The following is a 6,415-nucleotide window of genomic DNA, read 5'->3' on the forward strand; positions in this document are numbered from 1 at the left end:
AAGAGTTGAGGGACAATGGCAAACGGCTAATACTTCCTAAAAAGAGAAAAAGAAAGCCTTACCCCAGAGCTGTGCTAAAAAAAGCGCAAAAATACCCCTCACGCTCTAGAGATAAAAATGCCACTCGCTCTTAAGCGAGTGGCATTAGATCATTAGGTCGGCTTTTCTATTTGTGGCAGCACATACTGTTTTTTTAATTTCACACAATATGCATACCCAAGGATACCACTCAAAATATTCCCTATCGTAATGCCGATAAACAATCCTTCGATTCCATAAAATTGGCTGCCAGCCCACGCGCTAGGCAAGAGAAATACGAATAATCGCATAAAGCTCCATTGAAACGCTTTTAATGGTTGATGGAGGGCATTGAGAGCCGATATCAGCATCATCACTATCCCCTGGCATCCATAGCTTATAGGGACTATCAGCAAGTAATGCCACAATAAATCCCTGACACTTTGTTCTTGCGAAAATAATGCAGATAGTGGAACGCTAAGAGGAACCATCATGAGAAATAAAATTAACTGAAAGACGATGGAGAAACGCATTCCTAAAAACAAACCATTGAAACTACGTTCTGGGTTATTGGCACCAATATTTTGTGCAATAAATGGAGTAAGGGCTGAGGTCAATGCCATTAAAACGAGTATCAAGATGGATTCAACTCGTTGCGCCGCCCCATAAGCAGCCACAGCCGCTGTACCATGGCTAGAAAGCAGCATCATTAATAGCGCACCAGAAATAGGAGTCATTGCGTTAGAGAATGCGGCAGGAGTACCAATTTTCAAGATCAGCATCCAATCAGTATACATCCCTTTCATATGAGGAAAGCTGAGTAGACGTTCGCGCTTGATCAACACATACAGAGAGCAACACAAAGCACTAAGCCAACTAAAAGCACTGGCAATGGCTGCACCTTGAATGCCAAGTTTAGGGAAAGGGCCGTAACCAAAAATAAGCAGGGGATCGAGCAGCCCATTGATTAGGCCAGCAAGCATCATTATTTTTGCGGGAGTTAAAGTATCACCAGTCGCTCTTATTGCACTATTCCCAGCCATTGGAATCACTAACAAGGGAACGGTGAGATACCATATCTGCATATATTCTCGTATTAACGGCAGTAATGATTCATCAGCACCAAGTGCGAGAAATAATGGATCAATGGTAAGAAAACCGAGAGTAGAAGCACAACAAACCAAGATCACAGATAAGAGTAGACCGTGAGTAGAGAATTGAGCGGCGTGCTTATCGTTACCTTGGCCAAGTAAGCGTGCAATATTGGTAGATAAACCAATGCCTATGCCCATCGTTATGCAATTGACAGCGAAAGTTACGGGGAATGTGTAGCTAATGGCGGCAAGAGCATGTGTACCAAGCAAAGAAATAAAGAACGTATCCACGAGATTAAACATCAAGATGGCGACCAGACCGAATGTCATGGGAATCGTCATCTGACGCAGCACTTGAGGAACTGGGCCTGTTAGCAAGCCATGTTTATCGTGCATAGTATTATCACGTTCGTGGAAAAGGCTAGGATACTTGATTCGGTAAATTGGTGCCAATTAGAAACTAAAAAGGCCAGCAAAGCTGACCTTTTTTTTACGTACAATTACTCATATAAGATGAATAAATTGTTCGTGATTATGCATTTTTTGCTTCAGCTGCTGCTTTCGCGATAGCTGCAAAGCTTTTCGCGTCAAGAGCTGCACCGCCAACTAGAGCACCATCGATGTCTGGTTGTGCGAAGTAAGCTGCAGCGTTTTCTGGTTTAACAGAACCGCCGTATTGGATAACAACGTTCTTAGCCACTTCTTCAGATTTCTCTGCGATGTGAGCACGGATTTGAGCATGGATGCGTTGTGCATCTTCTGCTGTTGCTGCTTTACCAGTACCGATTGCCCAGATTGGTTCGTAAGCGATGATAGCACCTTCAAGAGCTTCAACACCTTGAGTGTTGATAACAGCGTCAAGTTGACGAGCACATACTGCAACAGTTTCGCCTGCTTCGTTTTGTGCTTCAGACTCACCGATACATAGAACAGGAGTTAGGCCATTTTCTTTTAGGAAAGCGAATTTTTTAGCAACGAATTCATCAGACTCAGCGTGGTATTCGCGACGCTCAGAGTGGCCGATGATGATGTGAGTTGCGCCAAATTCTTTTAGCATTTCTGGAGACATGTCGCCAGTGAATGCGCCGCTGTTGTTAACGTCAGTATTTTGAGCACCTAGGATGATTGCGCTACCGAAATCAGTTAGTGTGCGCTCTGCTAAGTCGATGAACAATGCTGGTGGAGCGACTGCAACGTCAACGCCAGTTACGCCTTCAAGTTCCGTGTTTAGACCGCTTAGCAGCTCAGTTACCATTGCTTTGCTACCATTAAGTTTCCAGTTACCCATCACTACAGGACGACGCATAGGGATATCTCCATTAACTATTAATTAAAAGCTATATAAAAATAAGCAAAAAGCTTAATTATGTAAAAAATCTACGTAGGAATATAACAGAATAATTTGCGTAGATCATGATTCCTGTCATTACTTTCTTGGATCTCGGCGCTGGGTAAGTGTTCTCTTTTTATCAAATTGGATCACTAAAATTAGATATCAGTGATCTGGTAAACAGAATGATAGTAACTTTCTCGGAATCTTTATTTGAAATTGTTATTACTGGTGAGATTTTATACCGATTCAATAGAGTGAGTAAGTGAATATATGCCAAATCTAGTAATGGAATACTCAAACTCAGTAGATGAAAGAGTGAATGTACAAGGACTGTTAGAGGATTTACATCACGTTGTACTTAGATCGGAATTGTTTGATTGTGCTTCAGTCAAATCTCGAGCCTTACGTTGCCATCATTGGTTAGTTGGTGAAGAGGGGGACAGTGTAGATTTTATACATATTAGTTTTGAGCTATTGTCAGGGCGCAGTTCAGAACAAAAAAGAGAGCTTTCTCGACAGCTAATGAATGTGTTACAAGAACAGGCAGGCCATGTACGTAGCTTGACGATCAATATACGAGATATGGATAAAGAGAGTTTTCAGAAGCTAATTAATTGAATGGTTATTTTGGGTTGTAAAAATGTCGATTAAAGAATTATTGTTTTCGTTTCAAGGGCGTATTGGGCGCAAAACATTTTGGATGTGGAATGTAACTTACTACATTTTGATCGTAGGTTTTATGGCAGGGATAAACGCACTTTTTCCTGCCGTTGCGCATCTACTGTTGCCCCTGTTTTTGATCGTGGTATTAATCCCGGACTTGGCGATTACCGCTAAGCGTTGGCATGACCGCGACAAATCCAATTGGTGGCTTTTAATGAATGTTCCTTTGATTGCGGGGCGATTGTCCGCACCAGCGAGCGATCCTAGCCAGTTAACTCAAGCGACAACGTTGCAACTGATTGTTTCTATTGCCGCTTTAATTTGTGGCGCATGGATTTTTATTGAGTGCGGCTTGCTAAAAGGAAGCCAAGGCGATAATCGATATGGCCCAGAAGTAAAATAACTTCTAGGCGGTTACCAATGACCGCGGTGAATATTGATGCTCGACTAAAACGCTCAGCCTATGGTTGAGCGTTTTACTTTCTAAGGAAAATTTCTTCGACTTTGTGTGCATCGCCTTTTTTTAACATCAAATGTGCTCGGCCCTTAGTTGGTAGAATATTTTCGTTCAGGTTTAGACCATTAATATCTTGCCAAATACCGCGAGCTTTCGTGATTGCTTCTTGCTCGGAAAGTTGAGTGTAGTGACTAAAATAAGAACCAGGTTCAGCAAATGCACCTTGACGGAATTTCAAAAAACGTTCGATGTACCAATTCTCGATGACGTCAGTATCAGCATCGACATAAATAGAGAAATCAAGAAAATCTGACACGAAAACACGATGCGGGTCATGAGGGTAATCCATGCCACTTTGTAGAACATTTAGTCCTTCGATAATGAGCACATCCGGTCTATCTACAACCTTAAGGTCATCAGTAATATCGTAGGTGATGTGCGAATATTGCGGAACCTCTAAACTCGGTTTACCCGCTTTCACATCAGAAACGAATTCTACAAGGCGTTTAATATCATAAGATTCGGGAAACCCCTTGCGATGCATGATGCCTCGTTCGTTGAGGACCTCTTTTGGATAGAGAAAACCGTCCGTTGTCACCAATTCGACTTTAGGGTGATTCTCCCAGCGAGATAACAAAGCTTTGAGTAGTCGTGCTGTCGTGCTTTTCCCTACAGCGACGCTTCCAGCGATGCCAATAATAAACGGCGGAGCAACATTGTCATTACCTAGAAAGTTATGCAGAACAGAGTTGCGACTTTGGCGGGCTTCGATGTAAAGGTTAAGAAGACGAGCAAGAGGTAAATAGATCTCTATTGCTTCCTCTGTCGTTAGGCTCTCATTGACCCCTTGTAATTCTTTTAAGTCCTCAGGGGACAATGTCAACGGCACTGAATTTCGTAATTCAGCCCACTGTTGACGGGTAAAAGAGAGATATGGCGTCATGGTTATCCTAACATGGTTTACAAAAAGTAATTATTCGGAACATACACCAAGCAGCTTGTAATGGAAATAATCTAGCGACGAGTTCGGTTTTACGATCAATAAATTTGTTTGAATTTCCAGCAAATAAATAGAATTCGCTAGAAAATGCATTTTTTTTTGATTTACCTATTGCAAGGTAGAAAATCATTCAATAGAATGCGCTCCACTTATGCCGACTTAGCTCAGTAGGTAGAGCAACTGACTTGTAATCAGTAGGTCACCAGTTCGATTCCGGTAGTCGGCACCATTCTCTCCAGTTTCTTAGAAACAAGTAGTGAGATTGGAATGTAAAAATTTGGAGGGGTTCCCGAGTGGCCAAAGGGAGCAGACTGTAAATCTGCCGGCACTGCCTTCGATGGTTCGAATCCGTCCCCCTCCACCATATTTCAATGGAAATAGCTCTCAGAGTATTACGTGTGCGGGCATCGTATAATGGCTATTACCTCAGCCTTCCAAGCTGATGATGCGGGTTCGATTCCCGCTGCCCGCTCCAATCACATTGTGTTGCTGATATAGCTCAGTCGGTAGAGCGCATCCTTGGTAAGGATGAGGTCCCCAGTTCGACTCTGGGTATCAGCACCAGCTCTGAAGCAAAATTTTCCTTTTGATATATACTTTATCACCAATAAGTTTGGTTACGTGGTCATTTGCGCCACTTAAATCCGTACCTAGAGGGACACCCCATGTCTAAAGAAAAATTTGAACGTGTAAAACCGCACGTAAACGTTGGTACTATCGGCCACGTTGACCACGGTAAAACTACTCTAACAGCTGCTATCTGTACTACTTTATCTAAAGTATACGGCGGTTCAGCTCGTGACTTCGCATCTATCGATAACGCTCCAGAAGAGCGTGAGCGCGGTATCACAATCTCTACTTCTCACGTAGAGTACGACACTCCATCACGTCACTACGCACACGTAGACTGTCCAGGACACGCGGATTATGTTAAAAACATGATCACTGGTGCTGCACAGATGGACGGCGGTATCCTTGTAGTTGCTGCTACAGATGGTCCAATGCCACAAACTCGTGAGCACATCCTACTAGGCCGTCAGGTTGGTATCCCTTACATCATCGTATTCATGAACAAATGTGACATGGTTGATGACGAAGAGCTACTAGAACTAGTAGAAATGGAAGTTCGTGAACTTCTTTCTGAATACGACTTCCCAGGTGATGACCTACCAGTTATCCAAGGTTCTGCACTAGGCGCACTAAACGGCGAAGAGCAGTGGGAAGCTAAAATCATCGAACTTGCTGAAGCTCTAGATACTTACATCCCAGAGCCAGAGCGTGCAGTAGATATGCCATTCCTAATGCCTATCGAAGACGTATTCTCAATCCAAGGTCGTGGTACAGTAGTAACTGGTCGTATCGAGCGCGGTATCCTAAACGTAGGTGACGAAGTAGCAATCGTTGGTATCAAAGATACTACAACTACTACTTGTACTGGTGTTGAAATGTTCCGTAAACTGCTTGACGAAGGTCGTGCAGGTGAGAACGTTGGTGCACTTCTACGTGGTACTAAGCGTGATGACGTTGAACGTGGTCAAGTACTAGCTAAGCCTGGTTCAATCACTCCACACACTAAGTTCGAGTCAGAAGTATACGTACTTTCTAAAGACGAAGGCGGCCGTCATACTCCGTTCTTCAAAGGCTACCGTCCACAGTTCTACTTCCGTACAACTGACGTAACTGGTGATATCTCTCTACCAGAAGGCGTAGAAATGGTAATGCCTGGTGACAACATCCAAATGATCGTTGAGCTAATCGCTCCAATCGCAATGGATGATGGCCTACGTTTCGCTATCCGTGAAGGTGGCCGTACAGTAGGTGCTGGTGTTGTTGCTAAAATCTTCGAATAA

General features: G+C 43.3%; 6 protein-coding genes and 4 tRNA genes. 7 read left to right on the plus strand and 3 right to left on the minus strand.

Translation table 11 applies throughout. From position 1 onward, the window contains the following. Positions 1-152 precede the first annotated feature (152 nt). Both DZ860_RS23215 and tpiA read right to left on the minus strand, forming a co-directional pair. Positions 153-1,508, minus strand: coding sequence for an MATE family efflux transporter (locus DZ860_RS23215; RefSeq protein WP_120035679.1), 1,356 nt, complete (start codon positions 1,506-1,508; stop codon positions 153-155). A gap of 136 nt (positions 1,509-1,644) precedes the next feature. Then, a complete protein-coding gene (gene tpiA / locus DZ860_RS23220) occupies positions 1,645-2,418 on the minus strand; it encodes a triose-phosphate isomerase (RefSeq protein ID WP_120035681.1) in 774 nt (257 codons plus the stop codon). A gap of 297 nt (positions 2,419-2,715) precedes the next feature. On the opposite strand from tpiA, the gene DZ860_RS23225 reads away from it, so the two are divergent. Beyond that, the gene (locus tag DZ860_RS23225; protein ID WP_120035683.1) at positions 2,716-3,063 is read left to right on the plus strand and encodes a 5-carboxymethyl-2-hydroxymuconate Delta-isomerase; all 348 of its coding nucleotides are present in this window, start codon (positions 2,716-2,718) and stop codon (positions 3,061-3,063) included. A 22-nt stretch (positions 3,064-3,085) separates the two neighbouring features. After that, entirely contained in the window at positions 3,086-3,511 is a 426-nt protein-coding gene (locus DZ860_RS23230; RefSeq protein ID WP_120035685.1) for a DUF805 domain-containing protein, read from the plus strand. Positions 3,512-3,584: 73 nt separating this feature from the next. Here the strand turns inward: DZ860_RS23230 and coaA are convergent, their stop codons facing one another. Then, on the minus strand, positions 3,585-4,508 hold the full coding sequence (gene coaA / locus DZ860_RS23235; RefSeq protein WP_120035687.1) for a type I pantothenate kinase: 924 nt from the start codon (positions 4,506-4,508) through the stop codon (positions 3,585-3,587). Positions 4,509-4,718: 210 nt separating this feature from the next. Here coaA and DZ860_RS23240 point away from each other — a divergent pair. From DZ860_RS23240 to tuf, 5 genes are all read left to right on the plus strand, one after another. Then, positions 4,719-4,794: transfer RNA gene (locus tag DZ860_RS23240), tRNA-Thr, on the plus strand. Positions 4,795-4,844: 50 nt separating this feature from the next. After that, positions 4,845-4,929 (plus strand) — tRNA-Tyr (locus tag DZ860_RS23245). A 36-nt stretch (positions 4,930-4,965) separates the two neighbouring features. Then, a tRNA-Gly gene (locus DZ860_RS23250) sits at positions 4,966-5,040 on the plus strand. Between the two features lie 13 nt (positions 5,041-5,053). After that, positions 5,054-5,129, plus strand: a tRNA-Thr gene (locus DZ860_RS23255). A 101-nt stretch (positions 5,130-5,230) separates the two neighbouring features. Further along, positions 5,231-6,415: an elongation factor Tu gene (gene tuf, locus DZ860_RS23260; RefSeq protein WP_120035689.1), complete on the plus strand. Its 1,185-nt coding sequence runs from the start codon at positions 5,231-5,233 to the stop codon at positions 6,413-6,415.

Source organism: Vibrio sinensis, from assembly GCF_003605645.1.
GTDB classification, from domain to species: domain Bacteria; phylum Pseudomonadota; class Gammaproteobacteria; order Enterobacterales; family Vibrionaceae; genus Vibrio; species Vibrio sinensis.

Bases quoted from the DNA above. Each gene is read 5' to 3' on its own strand.
- DZ860_RS23215 (WP_120035679.1), bottom strand. From the start codon at position 1,508: ATGCACGATAAACATGGCTTGCTAACAGGCCCAGTTCCTCAAGTGCTG.
- tpiA (WP_120035681.1), bottom strand. From the start codon at position 2,418: ATGCGTCGTCCTGTAGTGATGGGTAACTGGAAACTTAATGGTAGCAAA.
- DZ860_RS23225 (WP_120035683.1), top strand. From the start codon at position 2,716: ATGCCAAATCTAGTAATGGAATACTCAAACTCAGTAGATGAAAGAGTG.
- DZ860_RS23230 (WP_120035685.1), top strand. From the start codon at position 3,086: ATGTCGATTAAAGAATTATTGTTTTCGTTTCAAGGGCGTATTGGGCGC.
- coaA (WP_120035687.1), bottom strand. From the start codon at position 4,508: ATGACGCCATATCTCTCTTTTACCCGTCAACAGTGGGCTGAATTACGA.
- tuf (WP_120035689.1), top strand. From the start codon at position 5,231: ATGTCTAAAGAAAAATTTGAACGTGTAAAACCGCACGTAAACGTTGGT.